Annotated in this window: 23 protein-coding genes and 2 tRNA genes; 10 read left to right on the top strand and 15 right to left on the bottom strand. The window is 67.5% G+C overall.

Annotation, left to right across the window (positions count from 1 at the left end; genetic code table 11):
- The first annotated feature begins 30 nt into the window (after window positions 1–30).
- The 5 genes from DEA06_RS03380 (at window position 31) to DEA06_RS03360 (ending at window position 4,870) form a co-directional block, all read left to right on the top strand.
- On the top strand, window positions 31–1,230 hold the full coding sequence (locus DEA06_RS03380) for a helix-turn-helix domain-containing protein (RefSeq protein WP_116646505.1): 1,200 nt from the start codon (window positions 31–33) through the stop codon (window positions 1,228–1,230).
- 111 nt (window positions 1,231–1,341) lie between these two features.
- Window positions 1,342–2,262: an ACP S-malonyltransferase gene (locus tag DEA06_RS03375; protein ID WP_116646819.1), complete on the top strand. Its 921-nt coding sequence runs from the start codon at window positions 1,342–1,344 to the stop codon at window positions 2,260–2,262.
- Window positions 2,259–3,260, top strand: coding sequence for a beta-ketoacyl-ACP synthase III (locus DEA06_RS03370; RefSeq protein WP_116646504.1), 1,002 nt, complete (start codon window positions 2,259–2,261; stop codon window positions 3,258–3,260). The genes DEA06_RS03375 and DEA06_RS03370 overlap by 4 nt, the downstream gene beginning before the upstream one ends.
- Window positions 3,261–3,327: 67 nt before the next feature.
- Window positions 3,328–3,576, top strand: a complete 249-nt coding sequence (locus tag DEA06_RS03365; protein ID WP_116646503.1) for an acyl carrier protein — start codon at window positions 3,328–3,330, stop codon at window positions 3,574–3,576.
- 55 nt (window positions 3,577–3,631) lie between these two features.
- Window positions 3,632–4,870, top strand: a complete 1,239-nt coding sequence (locus DEA06_RS03360; RefSeq protein ID WP_116646502.1) for a beta-ketoacyl-[acyl-carrier-protein] synthase family protein — start codon at window positions 3,632–3,634, stop codon at window positions 4,868–4,870.
- A 139-nt stretch (window positions 4,871–5,009) separates the two neighbouring features.
- Here the strand turns inward: DEA06_RS03360 and DEA06_RS03355 are convergent, their stop codons facing one another.
- Both DEA06_RS03355 and DEA06_RS03350 read right to left on the bottom strand, forming a co-directional pair.
- Entirely contained in the window at window positions 5,010–5,513 is a 504-nt protein-coding gene (locus DEA06_RS03355; RefSeq protein ID WP_116646501.1) for a DUF3145 domain-containing protein, read from the bottom strand.
- Window positions 5,514–5,681: 168 nt separating this feature from the next.
- Window positions 5,682–6,455, bottom strand: coding sequence for a hypothetical protein (locus DEA06_RS03350; RefSeq protein WP_116646818.1), 774 nt, complete (start codon window positions 6,453–6,455; stop codon window positions 5,682–5,684).
- Window positions 6,456–6,623: 168 nt separating this feature from the next.
- Between DEA06_RS03350 and DEA06_RS03345 the strand changes: the two genes are divergently transcribed.
- The gene (locus tag DEA06_RS03345; RefSeq protein ID WP_116646500.1) at window positions 6,624–8,630 is read left to right on the top strand and encodes a DUF262 domain-containing protein; all 2,007 of its coding nucleotides are present in this window, start codon (window positions 6,624–6,626) and stop codon (window positions 8,628–8,630) included.
- 35 nt (window positions 8,631–8,665) lie between these two features.
- Here the strand turns inward: DEA06_RS03345 and DEA06_RS16465 are convergent, their stop codons facing one another.
- On the bottom strand, window positions 8,666–9,037 hold the full coding sequence (locus DEA06_RS16465; RefSeq protein ID WP_165817910.1) for a hypothetical protein: 372 nt from the start codon (window positions 9,035–9,037) through the stop codon (window positions 8,666–8,668).
- Between the two features lie 48 nt (window positions 9,038–9,085).
- Here DEA06_RS16465 and DEA06_RS16460 point away from each other — a divergent pair, with 48 nt between their 5' ends.
- Window positions 9,086–10,027 carry a linear amide C-N hydrolase gene (locus DEA06_RS16460; RefSeq protein WP_165817909.1) on the top strand — a complete coding sequence of 314 codons (942 nt, stop codon included), beginning with the start codon at window positions 9,086–9,088 and terminating at the stop codon, window positions 10,025–10,027.
- A 316-nt stretch (window positions 10,028–10,343) separates the two neighbouring features.
- On the opposite strand, the gene DEA06_RS16455 is transcribed toward DEA06_RS16460, so the two are convergent.
- The 4 genes from DEA06_RS16455 to DEA06_RS03325 form a co-directional block, all read right to left on the bottom strand.
- Window positions 10,344–10,499 (bottom strand): hypothetical protein, encoded by a 156-nt coding sequence (locus DEA06_RS16455; protein WP_165817908.1) that lies wholly within the window; start codon window positions 10,497–10,499, stop codon window positions 10,344–10,346.
- 140 nt (window positions 10,500–10,639) lie between these two features.
- A complete protein-coding gene (locus tag DEA06_RS03335; protein ID WP_240606787.1) occupies window positions 10,640–11,134 on the bottom strand; it encodes a Fic family protein in 495 nt (164 codons plus the stop codon).
- A 162-nt stretch (window positions 11,135–11,296) separates the two neighbouring features.
- Window positions 11,297–11,455, bottom strand: coding sequence for a hypothetical protein (locus DEA06_RS03330; RefSeq protein ID WP_240606786.1), 159 nt, complete (start codon window positions 11,453–11,455; stop codon window positions 11,297–11,299).
- A 589-nt stretch (window positions 11,456–12,044) separates the two neighbouring features.
- A complete protein-coding gene (locus DEA06_RS03325; RefSeq protein ID WP_116646496.1) occupies window positions 12,045–12,809 on the bottom strand; it encodes a hypothetical protein in 765 nt (254 codons plus the stop codon).
- 107 nt (window positions 12,810–12,916) lie between these two features.
- Between DEA06_RS03325 and DEA06_RS03320 the strand changes: the two genes are divergently transcribed.
- Window positions 12,917–13,405, top strand: coding sequence for a DUF4279 domain-containing protein (locus DEA06_RS03320; protein ID WP_116646495.1), 489 nt, complete (start codon window positions 12,917–12,919; stop codon window positions 13,403–13,405).
- Window positions 13,406–13,612: 207 nt separating this feature from the next.
- On the opposite strand, the gene DEA06_RS03315 is transcribed toward DEA06_RS03320, so the two are convergent.
- Window positions 13,613–13,686: transfer RNA gene (locus DEA06_RS03315), tRNA-Ile, on the bottom strand.
- A gap of 28 nt (window positions 13,687–13,714) precedes the next feature.
- Complete coding sequence (locus DEA06_RS03310; protein WP_116646494.1) at window positions 13,715–14,704, bottom strand: DMT family transporter; 990 nt, start codon at window positions 14,702–14,704, stop codon at window positions 13,715–13,717.
- Window positions 14,705–14,746: 42 nt separating this feature from the next.
- On the opposite strand from DEA06_RS03310, the gene def reads away from it, so the two are divergent.
- Window positions 14,747–15,313 carry a peptide deformylase gene (def, locus tag DEA06_RS03305; protein WP_116646493.1) on the top strand — a complete coding sequence of 189 codons (567 nt, stop codon included), beginning with the start codon at window positions 14,747–14,749 and terminating at the stop codon, window positions 15,311–15,313.
- A gap of 63 nt (window positions 15,314–15,376) precedes the next feature.
- Window positions 15,377–15,452, top strand: a tRNA-Asn gene (locus DEA06_RS03300).
- 81 nt (window positions 15,453–15,533) lie between these two features.
- Here the strand turns inward: DEA06_RS03300 and DEA06_RS03295 are convergent.
- The 6 genes from DEA06_RS03295 to dusB are packed head-to-tail and all read right to left on the bottom strand — an operon-like array spanning window position 15,534 to window position 21,997.
- Window positions 15,534–16,421: an LLM class flavin-dependent oxidoreductase gene (locus DEA06_RS03295; protein ID WP_116646492.1), complete on the bottom strand. Its 888-nt coding sequence runs from the start codon at window positions 16,419–16,421 to the stop codon at window positions 15,534–15,536.
- 51 nt (window positions 16,422–16,472) lie between these two features.
- Window positions 16,473–16,823: a DUF6804 family protein gene (locus tag DEA06_RS03290; RefSeq protein ID WP_116646491.1), complete on the bottom strand. Its 351-nt coding sequence runs from the start codon at window positions 16,821–16,823 to the stop codon at window positions 16,473–16,475.
- A complete protein-coding gene (locus DEA06_RS03285; protein ID WP_116646490.1) occupies window positions 16,823–17,596 on the bottom strand; it encodes an ATP-binding cassette domain-containing protein in 774 nt (257 codons plus the stop codon). Before DEA06_RS03285 ends, DEA06_RS03290 begins: the two co-directional genes overlap by 1 nt.
- 33 nt (window positions 17,597–17,629) lie before the next feature.
- On the bottom strand, window positions 17,630–19,501 hold the full coding sequence (dnaG, locus tag DEA06_RS03280; protein WP_116646817.1) for a DNA primase: 1,872 nt from the start codon (window positions 19,499–19,501) through the stop codon (window positions 17,630–17,632).
- Window positions 19,501–20,841: a deoxyguanosinetriphosphate triphosphohydrolase gene (locus DEA06_RS03275; RefSeq protein ID WP_116646489.1), complete on the bottom strand. Its 1,341-nt coding sequence runs from the start codon at window positions 20,839–20,841 to the stop codon at window positions 19,501–19,503. Before DEA06_RS03275 ends, dnaG begins: the two co-directional genes overlap by 1 nt.
- Window positions 20,831–21,997, bottom strand: a complete 1,167-nt coding sequence (gene dusB / locus DEA06_RS03270; RefSeq protein ID WP_116646488.1) for a tRNA dihydrouridine synthase DusB — start codon at window positions 21,995–21,997, stop codon at window positions 20,831–20,833. The genes DEA06_RS03275 and dusB overlap by 11 nt, the downstream gene beginning before the upstream one ends.
- Window positions 21,998–22,048: the final 51 nt, after the last annotated feature.

The following is a 22,048-nucleotide window of genomic DNA, read 5'->3' as shown; positions in this document are numbered from 1 at the left end:
CCACCCGTGACGCGCGGCGGAGTCGCCCCGATGGACAAGACCGAGACCCTCGCCTGGTTGAAGCGGATCTCGGGCGACCTGGCGACCGCGACTCTGAACAGGCTCGAGGAATCGCTGCCCTGGTACGCGGAGATGCCGCCTGCGCGACGATCGGCCGTCGGCCTCGTCGCGCAGGCGGGCATCACCTCGTTCATCACCTGGTACGAAGACCCCACCTCCACGCCGTGGGTCGCGGCCGACATCTTCGCGGCGGCTCCTCGTGAGCTGCTGCGAAGCGTCAGCCTGCAGCAGACGCTGCAGCTCATCCGGGTCACGGTCGAGGTGACCGAGGAACGGGTGAGGGGCAAGGGCGGTCAGCTTCGCGAAGGGATCCTGCTCTACTCGCGCGATGTGGCCTTCGCCGCCGCCGATGTCTACGCCCGTGCCGCCGAGGCGCGCGGGCTCTGGGACGCCCGGCTCGAGGCGTTGGTCGTCGACTCGATCCTCACGGGCGAGACCGACGAGGAGCTGCCCAGCCGCATCGCAGCCCTCGGGTGGCACGGTCACGGCGAGGTCGCTGTGCTGGTGGGCACGACTCCCCCGCAGCTCGATGTCGACCAGGTGCGACGCACAGCGCGCAAGCTGGGCGTCGACGTTCTCATCGGCGTGCAGGGATCTCGTCTCGTTCTGGTCGTGGGGCGCGCCCAGCTCGCGGGCCGCGTAGACGAGACCACCGTCGAGTTGCCCTTCGACGAGATCGCCCGCCGCCTCGAACCGGGGTTCGGTGACGGCCACCTCGTGTTGGGGCCTACGGTGCCCGCCCTCGTCGAAGCCAGTCAGAGCGCACGCGCCGCGCTGGCCGGATTCGCTGTGGCCCGCGCATGGCGACACGCACCCCGACCGGTCGAGGCCGACGACCTGCTGCCCGAGCGCGCGCTGGCCGGCGACGCGGTCGCCAAGCACACCCTGGTCGAGCGCATCTACCGTCCACTCCACACGCACAGCCCCGACCTCGTGGCAACGCTCTGGAGCTACCTCGACAACGGTCGATCGCTGGAAGCCACCGCGCGCGAACTCTTCGTGCATCCCAATACGGTGCGCTATCGACTGAAGCGCGTCTCGGAGGTCATCGGGTGGGATGCGACGGGACCCCGCGAGGCACTCATTCTGCAGACAGCGCTCATCCTCGGTTCCATCGGCACAGACGCGACACGCCGCCGCCCGTCGACGCTTCGACGCCACGCCCCCTGACCGCAGCGAGTCGACACGGCGCGCGCCTTATCGACACTCGACAACGGATCGTGGCATTGTTGTCCCGCTTCCGACAGATGTCTCCCCACGAATATTGACAGGATGGATCCCGTGATCATCGCCGTCTTCCCCGGGCAGGGTTCTCAGACCCCCGGCTTCCTCGCCCCGTGGCTCGAACTCGACGGAGTGCGCGAGCGTCTCGAGGCGTTCTCCGAGCACTCCGAGGTCGATCTGATCGCCGCCGGCACCGAGTGGGATGCCGACCGCATCCGCGACACCCGCGTCGCCCAGCCGCTGATCGTCGCGGCGAGCCTCATCTCCTGGGAGGCCCTGCAGTCGCGCGTCGGACGGCCGGCGGCCGGATTCGCTGGTCACTCGGTGGGCGAGATCGCCGCACTCGTGGCCGCTGACGTCATCACCGCTGACGAGGGCATGCGGCTCGTGGGCCTGCGCGGACGCGCGATGGCGGATGCTGCGGCCCTGACCGAGACCGGAATGAGCGCCGTGCTCGGAGGCGACGAAGCGGCCGTGCTGACCCGGCTGTCCGAGCTCGACCTCACCCCGGCGAACTACAACGGCGCCGGTCAGATCGTGGCCGCCGGCACCCCGGCGGCTCTCGCAGAGCTCGCGGCCTCCCCTGTCGCCGGCACGCGGGTGATCCCCCTCGCCGTCGCCGGCGCGTTCCACACCCGCTTCATGGAGCCCGCCGTCGACGTGCTGCGCGCAGCCGCGAGCGACGTCGAGCCGTCCGACCCCTCCGCGCTCCTGTGGACGAACTCCGACGGCTCCGTCGTCTCGTCGGGACGCGCAGCCCTGGACCTGCTCGTCGCCCAGGTCGCCTCGCCCGTGCGGTGGGACCGCACCATGGCGTCCTTCGCCGAGAACGGCTCGACCGGCCTGATCGAGTTCGCCCCGGCGGGCACGCTCACCGGTCTCGCCAAGAGAGGCCTGCGCGGCACCCCCGCCGTCGCGGTGAAGACCCCCGATGATCTGGTCGCTGCGGCGGCCCTCCTGGAAGAAGTCCCCGCGTGACCGCCGTACTCCGCCAGCCCCAGGGCGTGGCCCACACCCGCATCTACGCCTACGGTGCCGCCCGCGGTGAGCTCGTCGTTCCGAACGACGACCTCGTGGGCCCCATCGACTCCAGCGACGAGTGGATCCGTCAGCGCACGGGGATCATCACGCGCGTCCGCGCCGAGGCGACGACGACCGCGATAGACCTCGCCGCGATCGCCGGTGCCGAGGCCATCGAACGTTCGGGCGTCGCCGCATCCGACATCGATGCGGTGATCGTCGCCACGATCAGCAACCCGAAGCAGACCCCGTCGGTCTCGGCGATCGTCGCCGACCGCGTGGGCGCCAACCCGGCCGCCGCCTACGACGTGAACGCCGCCTGCGCGGGCTTCGCCTACGCGGTGGCACAGGCAGACGCCCTCATCCGGGGCGGGATCGCCCATTACGCGCTCGTCGTCGGCACCGAGAAGCTGAGCGACGTGGTCGATCCGACCGACCGCAGCATCTCGTTCCTCCTCGGAGACGGCGCAGGCGCGGCCGTGATCGGCCCCAGCGACACGCCCGGGATCGGACCGACCGTCTGGGGTTCCGACGGGTCGAAAGCCGACGCCGTCGGCATGAACCACACGCTCACCGAATTCCGCGATGGCGTCGCCCCCTGGCCCACTCTTCGTCAGGAGGGTCCGACCGTCTTCCGCTGGGCCGTCTGGGAGATGGTGAAGGTTGCGCGCGAGGCCCTCGAGCGAACCGGGATCGAAGCATCCGATCTGGCCGCCTTCGTGCCCCACCAGGCCAACATGCGCATCATCGACGAGTTCGCCAAGCAGCTCGGTCTGCCCGAGTCGGTCGTCATCGGGCGCGACATCGAGACGACGGGCAACACTTCTGCCGCCTCGATCCCGCTCGCGACGCACCGTTTGCTCGAAGAGCACCCCGAAGTCAGCGGCGGACTCGCCCTGCAGATCGGGTTCGGAGCCGGGCTCGTCTTCGGCGCGCAGGTCGTGGTGCTCCCGTAGGGGCGGCACCGCGAACTCTAGACTGATCAAGGCCCGTCGGGCCCACACCCTCAGAACAGGAGACACCATGGCATTCACCAACGACGAGGTCCTCGCCGGGCTGGCAGAGCTCATCACCGACGAGACCGGTATTTCCGCCGACGAGGTGGCTCTCGAGAAGTCGTTCACCGACGACCTCGACATCGACTCCATCTCGATGATGACGATCGTCGTCAACGCCGAGGAGAAGTTCGGCGTCACCATCCCCGACGACGAGGTCAAGAACCTCAAGACCGTCGGCGACGCCGTCACCTACATCACGTCGGCCCAGGCGTAGTACCTGCGGTGGGGGCCACCGCGCCCCCACCACATACCTCGAGGATCTTCAATACATGAGCACGACACGCATCGTCGTCACCGGCATCGGTGCCACCTCGCCCATCGGCGGAACGGCACCGGAGAGCTGGTCCGCCCTGCTGGACGGCGTATCCGGCACCCGGACGCTGGAGCACGACTGGGTCGAGAAGTACGACCTCCCGGTCACCTTCGCCGCCGAGGCGATGGTGCGCCCCGAGACCGTGCTCGCCCGTCCCCTTGCGAAGCGCCTCGACCCGTCTTCGCAGCTCGCCATGGTGGCCGCCATGGAGGCGTGGGAAGACGCCGGCAGCCCCGAGGTCGACCCCGAACGGCTCGGCGTGGACTTCGCCACCGGTATCGGTGGTGTCTGGACTCTGCTCGACGCCTGGGACACGCTTCGCGAGAAGGGACCGCGGCGGGTCATGCCGATGACGGTGCCGATGCTCATGCCGAACGCGGCCGCCGGCAACCTCTCCCTCCACTTCGGTGCGCGCGCCTTCGCCCGCACCGTCGCCTCGGCCTGCGCGTCGAGTACCGAATCGATCGTGAACGCCGTCGAGCACCTGCAGGATGGGCTCGCCGACATCGTCATCGCCGGCGGCACCGAGTCTGCCGTGCACCCGATCACCATCGCGTCCTTCGCGTCGATGCAGGCGCTTTCGCGTCGCAACGACTCGCCCGAGACCGCTTCGCGCCCGGCAAGCATCGACCGCGACGGCTTCGTCATGGGCGAGGGTGCGGGCGTGCTGATCCTCGAGACCGAGGAGCACGCGAAGGCGCGCGGGGCCAAGATCTACGCCACCGTCGTCGGTGGCGGTGTGACCGCGGATTCGTACCACATCACCGCCAACGACCCCGAGGGCACGGGCGCGGCGCGCGCCGTGCGCATGGCGTTGAAGGCAGCCGATGCGTCTCCCGACGACGTCACGCACATCAATGCCCACGCGACGTCCACCCCGGTCGGAGACCCGAACGAATACACCGCGTTGCGCACCGTCTTCGGTGAGCGCGTCGATGAGATCCCGGTCTCGGCGACGAAGGCCTCGACCGGCCACCTTCTCGGCGGCACCGGTGCACTCGAGGCCATCTTCACGATCCTCGCGATCCGCGACCGTCAGGCGCCCCCCACCATCAACCTCACCGAGCAAGACCCGGCGGTGCCGTTCCGGCTTTCCGGATCGACGATCCCACTCGGCGACGGCCCGCAGCTCGCGATCAGCAACTCCTTCGGGTTCGGCGGCCACAACGCCGTCGTCGCGTTCGCTTCTGTGTAACCGCCGCTGCACGCGAAGATGCCCCCGGCCGGAGCCGGGGGCATCTTCCGTATCAGGCGGGTAATTCGCGTTCGCGGCACCGGGACGCCCCACCGGCCGCCGTTACCGACGCCTCACCCGCCTGAGATCTCGCGGCCTCTCAGCCGACTTTGTGCAGCCAGACGACGGGAACCTCGTCGGACGCGTGACGGAACGGCTCGAGCTCTTCGTCCCAGGCTGCGCCCAGCGCCACGTGCAGTTCGCGCTGCAACTCGAACGCGTCGCCGCCCGCGAGCTCCATGGCGTAACGGAGGCGGTCTTCTCCGATGACGACGTTTCCCGAAGCATCCGTCTGCGCGTAGTGGATGCCGAGGCCGGGCGTGTGCATCCAACGGCCGCCGTCGCTGCGCGGCGTCGGGTCTTCGCTCACCTCGAAGCGGAGGTGCTCCCATCCGCGGATAGCGCTCGCAAGAGCTGCACCCGAACCGACGGGCCCTTCCCAGAAGAACTCCGTACGGCGAGCACCCGACAGCACGGGCTGCTCGGACCACTCGAAATTGACGGCACGCCCGAGGGCGCGACCGACAGCCCACTCCAGGTGTGGGCATAGTGCACGTGGCGCGGAGTGGATGTAGATCACTCCGCGCGAAGACGCAGTTGCCATGGTTTCTCCTTCGTCAGGTACGTCTTCCCCTACGACCTGACCGGAACCCGGCATATTCGGTTGTTCTGTCGCAATTATCTCCGGTGAGCCGCGGAATCACAAGCGTGTGATTCCGGACGAAGAAATGGCCCCGATCGAATCCGACCGGGGCCATTCTCAGAGGAGTGTTTACGCCTCGCTCATGACCGTCTGCTCTGCCTGGCCGCGGGCCGCGAGAGCAGCGGCGCGGGCGGCGAGCCGGCGGGTCTGCTCGGCCTGACCGGCGTCGAGCTGATCCTGCGGCACCTCGTAGCTGTCGACGTGGTTCACACCGTTGTACTTCTCGATGTAGGCGTCGAGCTCGGGGCCCGACGTCCACGACGTGATGAGGCAGTAGCGCGGGTCGTTGCCCGGGTGCGTGGCGGCGTGCCAGAGGCGCTGCGTGTCGACGATGAGCTGCGCACCCGCCGGAAGCGCGATGCGCGTCTCCTTGCTGGGGTCGGTGCGGTTCTCGCGCAGGACGAAGTAGCTGTCCTTGTCGTCGGTGAGGTTGAAGAAACCGCGCACGACCCACCCGGTGCCGTCGGGGTTGAGGCGGTTGTTGTCGTCCTGGTGGAGGTTGTAGAGGCAGTCGGCATACGTGTTCGGCTGCAGCTCGATGATGCGGCAGCGGCCGACGTTCGCACCGGGCTCCATCGCGCGCTCGGTGAGCGTCGGGGCGAGCGCGGTCTGCGAGTCGATCCAGATGCCGTCCTTGTCGGTGCGGGGATTCTTCCCGCTCCAGAATCCGGCGCACTCGATCTCTCCGTCGCGCGAGGCGAGCGGGGCGAAGCGGGTGTCACCCGACGACTTCCAATCGACGTACTCGATGTCGAGCCATTCCTTGGGGTCGATCTCTTTGTTGTAGCGGTCCAGAACCACGTAGCCGGTCTCTTCGAGAGCGGCCGATTTGATGTAACCCATGAGGTGAGTCATGCCTTCCGTAGGGGGCCAGTACGTTTTTCCTGGCCCTGGTAAGGCAAGCCTACATCGGCACCCCGGTCGATCCCGGGAGCTCGGTTAGACTCGCCAGGGCTCGCGCCGCACCCGGTTCGACGCTCCCCCGATGCCGAACGGAGACCGGTACCGAGAATGGTCAGCGCCACGAATGTCGATGCGACCGCCGTCAACACCATCGGATGGCTGTCGTCGCCCGAGACGAGCATCGTCGTTCCCGTCTATCAGCGGCAGTACCGCTGGGACATCGGCGGCTGCGAGCAGTTGCTCGCCGACATCCGCGCCGTCGCCGACACCGACGATCGGCGCATGCACTTCATCGGCTCCATCCTGTCTGCCGTCAATACGGAGGACACCACCGGCGAGCTCGTGCTCATCGACGGCCAGCAGCGCATCACGACGCTGATGCTGCTGGTCGCGGCGCTTCACCACACCGTGCGAGGAACGCATCCGGAGATGGCGGCCGAACTCGAGCGCGTGATCGTGCGCGCGGCCGATCCGTCGCGCACGAAGCTGCGTCCGCATCGCGCGTGGGCAGACGCCTTCCGCGCCGTGATGATGGACGCGCATGCCGACGACGCCGCACGCGACACGCGCTTCGACGACAACTACGCGTTCTTCCGCAGCCAGGTGAGCCTCGCCGAAGCGCCCAGCATCTGGCGCGGGCTGCAGAAGCTCGAGCACGTCTCGATCACTCTGGGCGCGGGCGCCAACGCCCAGCAGATCTTCGAGAGCCTCAACTCCACCGGCGAGCCTCTGCGCGACCACGAGCTGATCCACAACTACGTGCTCATGGGCTTGTCGCACGACGAGCAGACCGAGATCGAAGACGGGTTCTGGCTTCCCATCGAGCAGAACACCGGTGACACGATCGCATCGTTCTGGCGGCACTACCTCGTCATGCGCACCGGGCGCGAAGTGTCGACGGTCGGTGAGCGCGGTGTGTACGACGCGTTCCGGGCCGAGTTCCCGCGACTCGACCTGGCGCAACTCCGGGCGGATGCGGCGCAGTGGAAGGCCTATTCGGAGATCTACCGCGTGCTGCTCGAGCCCGCCCACGAGCCGGACCCCGAGATAGCGCGCCAGATCGGCTACCTCAACACCTTCGGCCGTGGCATGTACCCGCTGATCATGCGGGCCTACGGCGACTACCTGACGGATGCTGTGCACAAGCCGACGCTGCTGCGCACTCTCGGGTTCGTGCAAGCCCTCCTCCTGCGCCGCAGCGTCGTCGGATTGGCCAACGACCGGCTCGTCGCGCGCCTGTGCCGAGCCCGCGCCGACGGGCAGGACGAGCTCGAGAAGGCCATCTCGCGCATCACCCCGTCGGACGAGCGCGTGCGCGTAGGCCTCAAGTACAGCGAGCTCCCCCATCCGACATACGTTCTCCGGCGTCTCGCGGCGACGGACTCCCCCGACGTCGAGCTCGAGTGGATCTTCCCGCCCGCGCCCGCCGACACGTGGAGCGGCGACGGCACGCGCGAATGGTCGGAGTACACCGAGGACGAGCAGAACAGCCACCGGGCGCTGGCGAAGACGCTCGGCAACCTCACGCTCCTCGAGGAAGGACTCGCGGAGCGCGCGGTCGACCGCACCTACCCCGATAAGCGTGACGGGATCTACCCGCGCAGCGCGGTCGACATCTCCGCCGAGCTCGCGTCGGTGCCGGCGTGGAACACGGCCGCCATCTCCGCGCGATCGGCCTCACTCGGCGAACGGTTCCTCGAGATCTGGGCGAAGCCGCCGGTCGTTGACATCGACGACGACGGGTTGACCCCTATCCTCGACGCGAAGCGCAGGCGCGGGTGGCCGCGCGGCTGGCAGCGGGAATGGGACTACGTCGAATACTGCGGCGAGCACTGGGAGGTTTACGACGTCAAGTACCTCTTCAACCGCGTGTTCAAGCGGCTGTGGGCCGACTCGCGCGAGTCTGTTGTGGCGTTCAGCGGCCGCCGGGGCGGCCCCGTCTACGGGGCCCAGTCGTGGAACGGACAGTGGGACGCACTCGATCACGACCACTTCCTCTACATGGGATGGGACTCGCGCTACATGCTCACCGCGGTGCAAGGCGTGCTCGACGAAGCCGGACTCGCGTCGGAGGTCTTCGTGAAGTACTCCTACATCGGCGACGCGATGCCCTGACCCCGCAGCATCCGGCGAAGACGGGAGACCGCTCGTCAGGGGCGCAGCAGGTCGACGAGCCCGCCGATCACCAGCGCGATGGCGAGCACAATCAGCAGGGTGCCGATCAGCACGCGTCCGATGGCGCGCGCGCCCGAGCGAGAGCGGGTTCGCATCCCGAGCAGGACGGCCGCACCCGACGAGCCCAAGATCAGTGCGCCCGCGCCGATGAGCACGATCATGACGCCCGCGCCGACCTCGGGGGTATGGAGGTACCCGAGCACGAGGGCTCCGACATACACGATGGCGGCCGTGACGACGCCCGCGAGAACTCTCGCTCCGATGTCGCGCCAGAACTTCTCCTCTCGAACCCACTCGCCCGGCCATGCCCACGGCGAAACCGGGTGTTCGTCGCTGTTCTGGGCCATATCTGCACGATAGCGGTCCGCTCTCTCCGTGAACGCTATGGTGCAGTGGTGTGTACGCGAATCCTCTGGAACGACAACCCGATCGCCAAGACCGTCAGCCGCTGCATGGACTGGTCGGTGAGCGACGAGCCCGAGCTCTGGTTCGTGCCGCGCGGCACCGAGCGCGGGGGCACGGGCGACACCGACGCGCACGCGTGGCGCTCGCGGTACTCGAGTGTCGTCACCAGCATGTGGAGCATGGGCACCGTCGACGGCCTCAATGAAAAGGGCCTGGGCGCGCACGCGCTCTACCTCGACCCTGAGGACGTGTCGTTTCCCGACCCCGACGGCCGCCCCTCCGTGCCGAACGCGCTCTGGGTGCAGTACCTGCTCGACAACTACGCGACAGTGGCCGAGGCCGTCGCCGACATCAACAGCATCCGGATCACCTCGCCCACCTTTCGCGGTATCGAGCTCGGCATCCACATCGCTCTGGAGGACGCGACCGGCGACTCCGCGATCATCGAGCCGCTCGATGGCACGCTGGTCGTGCACCACGGCCCCGAGTACACCGTCATGGCGAACTCCCCCACCCTCGACAAGCAGCTCGAGAACCTGGCGCGTTACCGCCCCTTCGGGGGTGAGCTGCCACCGCCCGGAGACATCACGTCGTCGGATCGCTTCGTCCGCTCGTCGTATTTCCTCCACTACCTCCCCGAGCCGGCCAATCTCGAAGAAGCCGTCGCCGGGGTCTTCCAGCTCATCGCCAACGTGTCGGTGCCGTACGGCGCGCCCTACTCGACCGGCGACGTCTATCCGACGTGGTGGCGTTCCGGTGCCGATCTGACGAACCGGGTCTACTACTTCGGGTCGACCCGGAGCCCGAACATCTTCTGGATCACCCTCGACGACCTCGCCGACGGCTCGCAGGTGCGCCGCATCGACCCACGGCAGCTCACGCTCGTCGGCGACCAGACCGAGAACCTGCAGCCCGGGGTGCTCCCCTACTAGCTCCCTCCGGCGCCGCAATGACGGCGATGGCCTCGGACCGGCTCAGCCACGTCGTTTCTCGAGCCAGGTGCGCACGTATGGCCAGTGGGATGCTGCGGGGACGATCGCGTGCAGGTGCGAGAGCTGTGGCACTTCGGTGAGATCGACATGCGCACCCGCGGTGAGGGAGGTTGCGCGACATCTGCTCGAGGTCGCCCGGCCCGGCGCTTGTCCGCTGGCGTCGAGGTAGAGCGTGTAGACACCTTCGACGTGGCAGAGACGACGAAGGACGACCGCATGTAGGCATTGGGTGGCGGATGCTGCGCCGCCGGTGCCGCTAGGCGTCTTCGGTTCGCCGCTGGGGCATTGCCGCCCCGCGATTCTTGGCCACGCGGGGCCGGAGGATGTAGACGAACACCATCACGCCGATCACCGACACGAGCACGCCGAGGTCGATGAAGAGGATCAGCAGCAGCGTGGAGGAGTCGAGCACTCACCGACAATATGCCACGCGCAACGCGCGAACAGCATCGCCGCCTCTGCACCCCGACGGCGCGCGTGTCGCACTTTTCTGCATTGCGGGGGCTTGCGTGGCTTCCCGAAGGCGGAGGGCCTGATCGCACCGATCTCCGGTTAGGTTTTGTACGGCCGTATCGCCAAACGCTTGATCTCGTCGGCTGACCAGTCCCCGCGCGTCTGCGCATCGGGCACCGTCACCACTTTGTCGAACATGCGGATCAACGGTCTGAGGTCTTGTTGGTCGGACCCAGCGCGTGCGGCGAGATGGTTCTCCTCACCGTGGACGGGGCGCCAGTCGAGTTGCCATCCAGCGGCCAATGCGACGCGATTCCAGTAGATGCGCTGCATTCGTCCGTTTCCCTCCCGGAAGGGGTGGACATCGTTGATCTTCTCGTAGTGATAAGCGAGTTGCTCGACGAACTCCTCGCGGCATAGGCCACCAAGGTGGTCGGCCTCAGCCAGCTCGCCGAAACAGTTGCTCGCCGCTCGCTCGATGAACCCGACGGGGAGGAAGAACTCGGCACCCGGCACGTTCTTCCGAACGTCGATCGTCCTCACCTGCCCCGCCCAATCGTAGACATCTTGGAACAGGTGAAGATGGATCCGCATCAGCTCCTGCAGATTGTTCGTCGCCGGAACCTGCTCATCGAGCAGTTGAAGTGCTCGGACGAAGGAGAGGTCGGCTTCAGCGGCGCTGAGATCCTCGGCCGAGGTCAGCCCGAGACGGTTCCGCGGGACGTTCGTTCCCGGGATCAGAAGGGATCGACAACCTCAGGAGAGGCCATATCGGGTGCGCACCCGATCGACGAGCTCGGTCGAGTCGATCGTCCCGGCAACGTACGCGTTGGCGTCGGTGAGGGTCGCTTTGCTGATGCGCAGCCCTTCGATCTCGGCGCTGTGGATTGCCGCCTCGACGTTCTTCGCTCGCACTGCGGTCGTCTCCAACTCCGCTCCCGTCCGTTCCATCCAATCTACGAGCCACGGCGGACGCTCGGCGGAGGCCGCGGGCGCTTACCCTGTGATCATCGGCGTCTCGGGAACCAGCCCAGGAGCCGCTTCGTCTTCCATGACGGGTTCGAAAGCCATTGCGCGACCTCCGCTTATCGGGGCGTAGCCACCGGTATCGCCCACTACTCCCCGAGCTCGCTCGGGGCGTAGTCGGTCAACTGCATCGAACCCGGCATCATGTCAGGTGCCGTGTGGTCTGCATTCGTCGGGCTCGTCATTCTTACCCGGGCGCTCACGCTCCGTCGCCGGAAGGGCCCGCGTCGATCGCCCTCCTCGCGAGGATGTGGTGGTCAGGTATGCGAAGGGGATCGCGGTGAACATCGCTACCGCGACCCCGAGCAGCGGGTCTGCCGAGAGCAGGCCCGCGACGAAACCGAGTGCAACTGCGCCGAGTGCACCCGTTGACGCACGCGATAGTCGTTCAATCGACATACGAAGACGGTATTCCGCGGTCGATCTGCCCGCCTCCCCCGCAAGAGGGAGAAGCACCTCGCTATCGCCGCCGAGGTGGCTACGCGAACATCTGGCGCAGCATATCGAGGTCGCCAGCGTCGAGTGCCTTTGCGATCACGTCGGCGTCGGCCGGGTGCGGGAACAGGTGCGCAAGGTCGTCAGCAAAGATCCTGCGCATGGCGTCGAGATCGTCAGCGTGGGCCGCAGCGCTCATCGCTTCAACCGCGAGCTGGTACGGAATCTGCTGGTACCCCGCGGGCGCGCCGGCGGGGTTGAAGTACGGAATCCACGGGATGGAGCTGTCAGGGTGAAGCAACAGCACCTCGCCGGGTTGAATCGTACGCGTGTGGTTGAGCATCGTAAGCGTCAGCGCGTTCGCGATGCAGAATCGATCGCCGATCGCGTAGATCGCATCACCGGGCGCCACGGTGTACGTCACAATCTGACCCTCTTCGTCCGTGCCCGCGATGCCTGCGGCGAGGTCGCGCGCGCCTCGATCCACCAGGTTCCCGCTCAGGCTCGCGCTCATCCCGCCGACGTGCAGCCAGGCCGGGTCGTCGCACCCGGGAGGGGAGCCCTTCGGGATCGCGGTGCCGTTCCCTACGTACACGTAGCCGTCGCCGAGTTCATCAATCATCTCCGCGCCAAGGGTGTCCTCCGTCTCGTCGGGCGCTGGCTCGACAGTCGGCTCCTCCGGTGGCTGGAAGATGGCCCACGACGACATCTCTGCGTACGCGCCAAAGATGGCTGGCGCAGCGAGGGCGACGAGGCCGCCCACGACGAGCACGGCGACGCCCGCGGTGAACTTGGCAGCGACGTTCATGTGATCGAAGCTAACGGGACTCCTTACCGCGCGCTACGGCTGAGTTCACAAGCAGCCCTTACAGACGCCCGCTGCTCGATCCACCCGCGCAACTGAATAGATCGGCAATGCGCGAGCTGTTCGCGATCAATACAGCGCCTGCAGCGCCCGTTACGGAGTGCTCTAGGCTCAGCCGCATGATCCGGTCGGGTAGAGCGAGTTTCGTCGTCACGTCAACGGAGACGGACCCTGAGACGATCTCGAGATTGCTGGGGCTTGACCCGACTGAAGTCAGGCCAAAAGGTGTCACCCTCCGGTCAGGTCGAGTCCGCGAGCATCACACATGGTCCGTAGATGCGGACACGATGAACAACACGGAAGAAGACCAAACCGGCACCGGATCACTGAAGGAAATACTCCGAATTACCCGCACCGCCGCTGGCAGGGTCGCCGAACTCCCGGACGACTGCGAAGCGCGACTGTGGTGGCACGGGTCTTCCGACTCCGCCCAGGGCGGCTTTGTTCTCCCGGCTGAGGTCGCCGGACGGATCGCCGCTCTCGGCGTAAACCTCTATGCCACGGTGTATCTCGACGAAGGTCTGATCACGGAGGAGTAGTGCGCTCATTGCCCCAGCGGTGCTCCGCTGGGAATTGAAAGGTGCCCTCCATCAGAGGACTCACTGCATGCGCGAGAACACGTGGCCGCCGGCACCTCATGCGTACCTCGCGGGGGAAACGTCCAGAAGCGGCCCCCTAAATGAATCCGGGACGCCACTGCTGCAACTTCTACGCGCGGTCCTCCCGCATGTTTCCCCGGTTCTTTGTAGGGCGGGTGGGACTTGAACCCACGATCGTCGGGTTATGAGCCCGCTGCCTTGACCAGCTTGGCCACCGCCCCCTGCGTCGACGAGTTTATCGTCACGCGGTCACACCAGCGGCGGGTGCTCCCGGCCACTCCCGCGGGCTATGCCGAGCTCCTGGCTGTCGCTGATGATCTGCGGGTGGTAGCGCGTCAGCAGGAACACGCCGACAATCGCGATCGCGCCCGCGATGCCGAAGCCGACGAGCGCCCACGGCGGAGCGGTCGACGCCTCGCCGAGCACCACGAGGCCGATCACGACGGCCACGATCGGGTCGATCACGGTGAGACCCGCGATCACGAGGTCGGGCGGACCGACAGAGTACGACGTCTGCACGAAGTACGAACCGACGCCCGCGGCGATCAGGAGCCCGACGACGCACAGCACCGTCAACCAGTCGAAGTTGCCGTCCTGCGCCCGGCTGATGACGACCTTCGCGAGCGTGGCGACGAATCCGTAGACCACGCCACCGGCGGAGATGTAGAACAACGCGCGCAGCTTTCGGCGACGCGCGAGCCACGTGCCACCGAAGATGGCGAGGACCACCAGAAGGATGACGAGGATGATCGAGAGCTCTCGCGCCGTGATCGCGTGCTCGGTCGCGAAGAATGCCGCGATCGTCACGAAGGAGAAGATGCCGCCGATACACAGCACGATCGCGAAGATCGACCGTCGAGTCGGCTTGTGTCCCGAAACCCGTGCGTTGAGCAGAGTCGTGATGACGAGCGCGATCGCGCCGATGGGCTGCACGAGAATCAGCGGCGCGACCGACAGCGCACCGAGCTGACAGATGATCGCAAGCCCCAGCATGAGCGTGCCGATGACCCACGACGGGCGACCGAGCAGCGCCAGCAGCTGCCGACCGCTGAGCCCCGCGCCGGTCTGACCGGTGACACGTTCGACCTTCATCACGCCGCGGTGCTGGTACTGCGCACCGAAAGACATGAAAACCGCACCCGCCAACGCGAGAGGGATCCCGAGGAGAATCCCGGGGTCGCGGAAGATACCGACGAGTTCATCCGTGACGTCGTTCAGCAAAACTTCGGCGCCAATCACCCTCCGACACTAACCGCCGGAATCGCTCGATAGGCTCAAGGCGTGGCCGTTCTTCCTATCCGCATCATGGGAGACCCCGTTCTCCACGCCCCCGCCAGCCGCGTCGCCGAGATCTCGGATGAGATCCGCACGCTCGTCGACGACATGTTCGAGACGATGGATGCTGCGCCCGGGGTCGGACTCGCCGCCCCCCAGGTGGGCGTCGGTCTGCGCATCTTCACGTACAGCTACACGGACGACGACGGCGCACCGTGGCGTGGCGTGATTCTCAACCCCGAGTTGTGGATGAGGCCGCTCGAGCCCGGCGCTCCCGACGATGAGGAGGAGTCGGAGGGGTGCCTGTCGTTCCCGGGTGAGCGCTTCCCGCTTCGCCGGTCGGACGAGGTGCTCATCACGGGCACCGACCTCGACGGCCAGTCGGTCAGCATCCAGGTCGACGGGTGGCGAGCCCGCATCCTTCAGCACGAGTTCGATCACCTCGACGGGATCCTCTACGTCGACCGGCTCGACGACTCCGATTGGAAGACCGCGCAGAAGATCGCGAAGAAGCGCGGATGGGGGCGTCCGGGCAAGTCATGGACACCCGGAATCGACGATCTGGACGCCTGAGTTTCCGACCACCCCTTTCGCTTTGCTAGTATCGAGGGGTTGCCCTGCGAACGGGCGATGTGATCCTCGGTAGCTCAATTGGCAGAGCAATCGGCTGTTAACCGATAGGTTCTTGGTTCGAGTCCAAGCCGGGGAGCCAACTCAGTGAAGGCCCGAAGCGCGCGCTTCGGGCCTTCGTCGTGTGCGGGTGTCGGCGAACACGAGGTCGGCCCCGCTCGGGTCACGGCGCCGCGACGAGCCGTGAAGCGACCTCGTGGAGAACGTCTTCGTCTCCGGCGTAGATGCCGTCGGCGCGCGGCCAGTGCGAGATCACGTCGGTGAAGCCGAGCGCCTCGGCACGCTCGACCATCTCTTCGAAGCGCGCGACGCTCTCGAACGAGAAGAAGCCGCCCGAGTCGAGGGAGAGATAGCGGTCGATCGATCCCGAGCTGCGTCCGACGTTCTCCAGCGCGTCATCGAGGCGACGCGAGAGCATCTCGACCGACTGCCACCACTCCTCGCCGGTGCGCCCTTCCCACCCCGTGGTGACCCATCCCTGAGCTCGTTCGGCGACGAGCGCGAGTCCTTTCGGGCCGTTGGCTGCGAGAACGAACGGCACCCGGGGGCGCTGCACAGGCTCCCCCACCATGCGGGCGCCGCGCGCCGTGAACCACCGACCGTCGACGTCGAAACCGCCGGAGCCCGCAGGCTCGTGGCGGAGGAGCTCGTCGAGGACGGCGACGAACTCGACATAGCGCTCGTGTCGCTCGCGGGGCGAGTACTCGGGCTGGCCGAGCACGAACGCGTCGAAGCCGGTGCCTCCCGAACCGACTCCCAGAACGAAGCGGCCGCCGGAGATGTCGTCGAGGGTCGCGACCTCTTTCGCGAACGGGACCGGGTGGCGGAAGTTCGGCGAGGCGACGAAGGTTCCCAGCCGGATCCTCTGCGTCACCACGGCTGCCGCGGTGAGCGTCGGCACGGTCGCGTGCCAGACCTGGTCGGCCAGAGTGCGCCACGAAAGGTGGTCATAGGTCCACGCGTGATCGAAGCCCAGCGCTTCCGCTGACCCCCATTTCTTCCGAGCCGTCGTCCAGGGTTCCTGCGGGAGGATCACGATGCCATGGCGCATGGTTCCGAGTGTAGGTTCGGCGTCGCGCCCTGACGAGAGATCAGCCGGATGCTACGCAGCGGGCGTGCGGCGGAATCTGATCAGCGCACCGGCCACGAGACAGACGGCGGCGCCGACGATGTGCGCACCGACGAGCCACTCACCGGTGATGTTTATCGGGTATACCGGATTCCAGATGAGCGCGATGGCGAGCATGACGGGTGCCCACCACCACTGACCCGCCTGAATGGCGAACCAGCCGATGATGACCGCCAGGATCGCTACGACGAACCTGACGGCGAGGTAATACTCCTGTCCGACCAAGGCGATACCCGCGACGAGCACGATGGCGGCCAGGATTCCCGGCGCGAGAGCGTTCCGCTGATATTCCGCGGCGGCCTTCGGAGTCTGGGGCGCCCCCATCAGCGGACGACCGAACGGTGGTCGTTCGCCTCGTCTGGCGTCCAGACCATCGTGCCGGCGTCGGCCCCGTAGGCGACGGTGTGGCCGGCTCGCAGCACCAGCACGTCGGAATCGAGTTCGCGCGCAGCATCCGGGTCGTTCGTCACCACGAGGGCGGACAGGCCGTAAGACGCGCGCCGACGGCGTACCGCCTCGAGAACGGTCTCCCTCACTTCGATGTCGAGGTTCGCGTACAGGTCATCGGCGACGACCAGACGCGGATCGAGAACGAGAGCCCTGGCCATCGCGACACGCTGACGCATACCCGCACTGAGCTCGTAGGGGTACTTCGGGGCGGCTCCGAGAGGCAGCTGCATCTCGTCGAGCAGCGTCGCGACACGCACCGCGAGAGCACGCGGATTGACGCGCCGATCGCGGCTGGTGATCGGCTCGGCGATCACCTCCGACACGGTCAGACGCGCGGGGAGGTCGGATCCGCCGCCTTGCGGAAGGTAGCCGGTCACATACGTCAGGGTGCGCAGCGCCCTCCCGGGCCGCTTCACGGAGATGCCCTCCACGACAGCCTCACCCCCGGCGACCGAGATCGAGCCGCCCGCGCGTCCTGCCAGGACCGCGGCAAGGCTCGATTTGCCGGCACCGGTGGGGCCCATGATCGTCAGCGTCTCACCGTGGGCGAGTGTGAACGATAGGCCGTCGATCACGCGCGCGTCACCCCGGATGAGCGACAGATCGTCAACCCGAATCGAGACGTCGGGTGTTTTCGCGCGAGACATGGGTTTCATCCTGCCTGCCCGGGGGCGCGAACGCTACTGCGCACCGACCAGGCGCTGGCGCTCGATGTCTACTTCCCGCAGACGCAGGCGAAGCGTTCGTCCGTCGGCCGAGTCTGCGGGAACGCGCTGGATCGCCCCCAGCAGCTCGGTCTTCTCGCGGTCGAGAACCCGTCGCAGGAGGTTCACCGCCAGATCGTTCGCCGACGCGATCGCGTGTGCCTCGTCGCGTGCGGGAAAATCCGACGTCAGCAGCTCGGCGGCGAGCGTGCGATAGGGCTCACGCACTGCGCTCACCGCATCGGCGGCCCACCCCGGCTTCGACGCGTCGTTCGACGACGCGAGCACCGACCGCACGGCCTCGAGCCCGGGATGCGTGAAGGGGGCCGCGAGAGCACGGGAGAGCAGGGATGCGTCGACGTGATGTCCATACTGCAGGAACGCCATGAGCGCGTCGCGCTCGATCGCCACGTCGCGCGATCGCGGCAGGGTGGCGACGGTGACGCGCAGCTCGGGAACCGGGGCTTCGGCGGGCGCGGACGGTGACGGTGTGCGGTCGTCACCGCGCGATGACGCCCCGTCGGCACGCGCACTCCGCGCGGCGCGGTCGACGGCCGCCGACACCTCGGAGAGGTCGAGTCCGAGTCGTCGAGCTAGCACGCGGGTATAGCCGGGACGCAGCGACGGGTCTCGGATCTCGGCCACGATGGGGGCGGCGGTGCGCAGGCCCGCGGCGCGTCCTTCGACAGTCGCGAGGTCGTAACCCGAGAGTCGCTGGTCGATCACGAACTCGAACATGGGCACCTTGTTGTCCATGAGGGCCCGCACGGCCCCGTCGCCGCGCTTGAGACGCAGATCGCAGGGGTCGAGCCCCTCCGGGGCGACGGCGACGTACGTCTGGGCCGAGAAGCGCTTCTCGTCGCCGAACGCGCGCAGAGCGGCCTTCTGACCCGCCGCATCGGGATCGAACGTGAACACGACCTCCCCCGACGCGGAATCGTCTCCCATGACGCGCCGCAGCACGGTGATGTGGTCGGCCGCGAACGCGGTTCCGCATGTCGCGATCGCCCCCGTCACACCCGCGAGGTGACAGGCCATGACGTCGGTGTAGCCCTCGACGACGACCACACGATGCCCGCGAGAGATGTCGCGCTTGGCGAGGTCGAGACCGTAGAGCACCTGCGACTTGCGGTAGATCGGCGTCTCGGGGGTGTTGAGGTACTTGGGGCCCTGGTCGTCGTCGTAGAGCTTGCGCGCTCCGAAACCGATGACCTGGCCCGTGACGTCGCGGATCGGCCACACCAGCCGGCCGCGGAATCGGTCGTAGACACCGCGCTGTCCTCGAGAGACGAGCCCGGCCTGCTCGAGTTCTTCTCTCGTGAACTTCTGCGCGACGAGATGGTCGAGCAGAGCAGACCAGCCCTTCGGCGCGTAACCCACGCCGAAATGCGCGGCGGCGCCGGCATCGAATCCACGCTCGCCGAGGAACCTTCTCGCGGTCTCGGCCTCGGGGTCGAGCAGGCGCGCGCGGAAGAACTCCGCCGCCGCCGCGTTCGCGGCGTACAGGCGTGAACGACCGCTGGTCTCCGGTGCCGCTCCCCCGTCTTCGTAGTGCAGCGTGTATCCGACGCGCCCGGCCAGCCGCTCGACGGCCTCGGTGAAAGACACGTGATCCATGGCGCGCAAGAACGAGTAGACGTCACCCGACTCGCCACAGCCGAAGCAGTGGTAGAAGCCGACCTGGGGCCGCACGTGGAAGCTCGGGCTGCGCTCGTCGTGGAACGGACAGAGCCCTTTCATCGAGCCGACGCCCGCCGACTTGAGCGCGACCCGCTCCCCCACGATGTCGGCGATGTTCGTTCTGGCTTTCACCTCATCGATGTCGGCCTGACGAATCCGCCCCGCCATCAGCGGTCCCCGGCGGTCGGTGCGGGCGCCCACGGCGCCCAGACGCCGAGAGACGCAGCATCCACCTCGCCCACGAGCCGCCCATGCCAGGCGATCGCCAGCTGGTCGGTGAGGCTCGCGACCTGATCGACCACGACGCGACGGCGCGCGGCGTCGTCGGCGGCCGACGCGAAATCGTCGGCGTGGATCGCGTCGAGCGAGTCGGGCTGTTCCCACAGCGCCGACGCCAGCCGCTTGAGCACGCCACGCTGCTCTTTGTAGAGCGCCTTGCGACCGTCGATCGAGACGACCGTCGCCCCGATGATGCCCTTGAGCACCGCCATCTCGGCCTCGACGACCCGAGGCACGACGACGTGAGCCCGGTAACGGGTGAGGGCTTCGAGCGGAAACGCCTCACGGGTGGCGGCCGTCGCAGCCCGCGCGAACCGGCCGATGAGGTCTGACGTGAGGTTCTTGAGCCGGGCGAGGTCGGGGCGGCTGCCGTCGAACGACGGCAACCACTCGGGCAGGCGCATGAGCCGGTACAGAGCGTCTTCGAGCTCCTCCCGGGGGAAGTCGAAACCGACCCACGTCTGGATCGCAGACAGGAGCCCGGAGTGCTCACCGGTGTCGGCGAGCAGGCGCGGATCGAGGTAGCGGTTGGTGATCGCGTCTTCGAAATCGTGCACCGAATAGGCGATGTCGTCGGAGAGGTCCATGACCTCGGCCTCGATGCACCGGACGCGCCCCGGCGCACCGTCGCGCATCCACCGGAAGACGGGCTCATCGTCGGGATACACGCCGTACTTCAACCGCCCGCCGGGATCGGGCAAAGGGTGCTCGGAGGTCCAGGGGTACTTGCACGTCGCGTCGAGGCTGGCTCGCGTGAGGTTCAGCCCGAAGCTGCGTCCGTCGTCGTCGATGACCTTCGGCTCGAGACGGGTGAGGATGCGGAGGGTCTGAGCGTTGCCCTCGAATCCTCCGATGTCTTCGGCCCAGTCATTGAGCGCTCGCTCACCGTTGTGCCCGAACGGCGGGTGACCGAGATCGTGGCTGAGGCAGGCGGTGTCGACCACGTCGGGTGAGAGCTGCAACGCGGTGGCGAGCTCGCGACCGACCTGGGCGACCTCGAGCGAGTGGGTCAGGCGGTTGCGCGCGAAGTCGGCGGGACTCGCGGGGCTGAGCACCTGGGTCTTGGCGGCGAGGCGGCGAAGCGCAGCCGAGTGCAGCACACGGGCGCGGTCACGCGCGAAATCGTCACGACGCGAACGGTGCTCTTCGACGTGGAAACGCGCGGCGTCGGGATCGTCGTAACCGGCGGGGCGGGCGGCGGCGACCACCGCGCCGCTCTCAGCCGCCACTGTTGTCGATCTCCGCGGCGGCGAGGGCGCTGGACGCCTCGAGGCCGATCTCACGAGAGGCGAGCCAGCCGTCGGGTAGAGCCGTGCGCTTGGGCGTGCCGGCGCGCCCGCGCTGGCCCTCCGCTCCGGCGCCGGGGTACGGCGCCGAGCGGTCCATCGTTTCGAGGAGGTCGTCGATCTCGGCAAGGCTCGACACCATGGCCAGCTGCGCGCGCAGGTCGCCGCCGACGGGATAGCCCTTGAAGTACCACGACGCGTGCTTGCGGATGTCCCGGCACCCGCGCAGCTCGTCCTCGTAGAAGTCGACCAGCAGCTCGGCGTGACGGCGGAAGGCGTCGGCGACGAAGCCGAGCGTCGCGTCGACGGGGGCGCCCATCGCCGCATCCGGACCGCCCAACTCGCGAGCGAGATCTCCGAACAACCACGGTCGTCCCAAGCATCCGCGGCCCACGACGACCCCGTCGCACCCGGTCTGCTCCATCATGCGCCGCGCGTCGGCGGCAGACCAGATGTCGCCGTTGCCGAGGACCGGGATGCTGGTGACGGCTTCTTTGAGCGCGGTGATCGCCGACCAGTCGGCGTGACCCGAGTAGAACTCCGACGCCGTGCGGGCATGGAGCGCCACGGCCGCCACACCTGCGTCTTCGGCGATGCGTCCGGCATCGAGGAATGTCAGGTGGTCTTTGTCGATGCCCTTGCGCATCTTGACGGTGAGAGGGATGTCACCCGCGGCCTTGACCGCGCGCGAGACGATGTCGTGGAAGAGCCCGAGTTTCCACGGCAGGGCCGCTCCGCCGCCCTTGCGCGTGACCTTGGGCACCGGGCAGCCGAAGTTCAGATCGATGTGGTCTGCGCGGTCTTCTTCCACCAGCAGACGAACGGCGCTCTCGGTCGTGGCCGGGTCGACGCCGAACAGCTGGATGGAACGCAGCGTCTCGGACTCATGGTGCTGGATCAGACGCATCGTCACGGCGTTGCGTTCGACGAGCGCACGGGTCGTGATCATCTCGCTGACATACAGCCCGGCGCCGTATTCACGGCAGAGGCGACGGAAAGCGGTGTTCGTGATCCCGGCCATCGGAGCCAGCACGACGGGGGCGTCGAGCTCGATGGGACCGATGCGCAGCGAGCGCGTCGGAGCGAGGGTCGAAGTCATTGTTCCATTCTCCCAGACGTTGACCCACGAGAGCTGCTCACGGTTCTAGCC

Origin of the sequence: Microbacterium sp. Gd 4-13 (genome assembly GCF_003095395.1) — a bacterium.
In the GTDB taxonomy this organism is placed as follows: domain Bacteria; phylum Actinomycetota; class Actinomycetes; order Actinomycetales; family Microbacteriaceae; genus Microbacterium.
The sequence above is the reverse complement of the archived record's forward strand: the minus strand, read 5'-3'. Positions and strand labels throughout refer to the sequence as shown.

Bases quoted from the DNA above. Each gene is read 5' to 3' on its own strand.
- DEA06_RS03325 (WP_116646496.1), bottom strand. From the start codon at position 12,809: ATGAACGTCGCTGCCAAGTTCACCGCGGGCGTCGCCGTGCTCGTCGTG.
- DEA06_RS03380 (WP_116646505.1), top strand. From the start codon at position 31: ATGGACAAGACCGAGACCCTCGCCTGGTTGAAGCGGATCTCGGGCGAC.
- DEA06_RS03320 (WP_116646495.1), top strand. From the start codon at position 12,917: ATGCGCGAGCTGTTCGCGATCAATACAGCGCCTGCAGCGCCCGTTACG.
- DEA06_RS03285 (WP_116646490.1), bottom strand. From the start codon at position 17,596: ATGTCTCGCGCGAAAACACCCGACGTCTCGATTCGGGTTGACGATCTG.
- DEA06_RS03350 (WP_116646818.1), bottom strand. From the start codon at position 6,455: ATGGGTTACATCAAATCGGCCGCTCTCGAAGAGACCGGCTACGTGGTT.
- dnaG (WP_116646817.1), bottom strand. From the start codon at position 19,501: ATGGCGGGGCGGATTCGTCAGGCCGACATCGATGAGGTGAAAGCCAGA.
- DEA06_RS03345 (WP_116646500.1), top strand. From the start codon at position 6,624: ATGGTCAGCGCCACGAATGTCGATGCGACCGCCGTCAACACCATCGGA.
- DEA06_RS03360 (WP_116646502.1), top strand. From the start codon at position 3,632: ATGAGCACGACACGCATCGTCGTCACCGGCATCGGTGCCACCTCGCCC.
- DEA06_RS03365 (WP_116646503.1), top strand. From the start codon at position 3,328: ATGGCATTCACCAACGACGAGGTCCTCGCCGGGCTGGCAGAGCTCATC.
- DEA06_RS03355 (WP_116646501.1), bottom strand. From the start codon at position 5,513: ATGGCAACTGCGTCTTCGCGCGGAGTGATCTACATCCACTCCGCGCCA.
- DEA06_RS03335 (WP_240606787.1), bottom strand. From the start codon at position 11,134: ATGCGGATCCATCTTCACCTGTTCCAAGATGTCTACGATTGGGCGGGG.
- DEA06_RS03295 (WP_116646492.1), bottom strand. From the start codon at position 16,421: ATGCGCCATGGCATCGTGATCCTCCCGCAGGAACCCTGGACGACGGCT.
- dusB (WP_116646488.1), bottom strand. From the start codon at position 21,997: ATGACTTCGACCCTCGCTCCGACGCGCTCGCTGCGCATCGGTCCCATC.
- DEA06_RS16465 (WP_165817910.1), bottom strand. From the start codon at position 9,037: ATGGCCCAGAACAGCGACGAACACCCGGTTTCGCCGTGGGCATGGCCG.
- DEA06_RS03290 (WP_116646491.1), bottom strand. From the start codon at position 16,823: ATGGGGGCGCCCCAGACTCCGAAGGCCGCCGCGGAATATCAGCGGAAC.